Genomic DNA, 917 nt, shown 5'->3' on the forward strand with positions numbered 1-917 from the left:
AACGGTTGGCGGCTTGCCGTCAGGCGGGGCATTAGAAGTACCAACCTGTCAACAAGCACAAATGTAAATAGAAAGCACAAAACTTCAATTTACCACTGTCGCCCCGCTTGTCGGCAAACCGCTGTTATAGGCAGTGTTTCTTGTCCTTCGTCATTATTGTTTGTCCACTTATAAGTCTGTGTCCTTTAATGCGGGAACGTGAATTTCTTTTATGCAAGTCGCAACTGAACTGTCCAATATAACATTGATAATGCTTATAATGTCGGCAACAGGCATTCTCTCGTTTGAATGTTTTTTGAGTGCTGTCTCTGCTCCATCACTAAAAGGAATGTCGCTTGCAATTGAACCGGGTGAAATACAGGAAACAGAAATCAGGTCTTTTCTTAAATATTCTCTTAGGGCGTGTGTTACTCCACGAATACCGAATTTTGTAGCATTATAAACGATAGCGTCTGAACCTTCGTTTTCAAGTCCGCAGGTTGAACCAATAAAGATTATCTTTTTCAGTCGTCCACTGCGAATGTTACCAATCAGTTTTTGAGTCAGCAAGATAACGCTGGTCAGATTAACATTAATGATAGAAACAATTTCTGTCGGTGTTACCTCTTCAAAATTGGTTTTCTCCCAAATACCTGCATTATAAATTACTATGTCAATCGGTGTCTTGGCTATGGCTTGCAAAATTGTCTCAATGCTGTCAAGGTTTGATAAGTCCGCTTGTATCCAAATCTTTTTGTAGTCGGCTTGCAAGTCCAAATTCATTGGTTTGGTTCTGGAAATTAAGAAGAAAGTGTCTTCCTTTTTTCCAAGTCCGTCTATCATTGAGTTACCAAGTCCTTTACTTGCTCCAACTATTACTATATTTCTCATTTTCTTAGTTGTCTATAATTGTCGTGTATGATTGGTCGGTCAACATT

Annotated in this window: 1 protein-coding gene; it reads right to left on the reverse strand. The window is 39.4% G+C overall.

Translation table 11 applies throughout. The features are described from left to right. Positions 1–168: 168 nt before the first annotated feature. Positions 169–870, reverse strand: coding sequence for an SDR family NAD(P)-dependent oxidoreductase (locus ABD930_RS08680; protein WP_345231331.1), 702 nt, complete (start codon positions 868–870; stop codon positions 169–171). Positions 871–917 lie beyond the last annotated feature (47 nt).

Origin of the sequence: Olivibacter ginsenosidimutans, from assembly GCF_039542865.1 — a bacterium.
In the GTDB taxonomy this organism is placed as follows: Bacteria; Bacteroidota; Bacteroidia; order Sphingobacteriales; family Sphingobacteriaceae; genus Olivibacter; species Olivibacter ginsenosidimutans.

Coding starts and splice junctions, on each gene's coding strand:
- ABD930_RS08680 (WP_345231331.1), bottom strand. CDS start 870: ATGAGAAATATAGTAATAGTTGGAGCAAGTAAAGGACTTGGTAACTCA.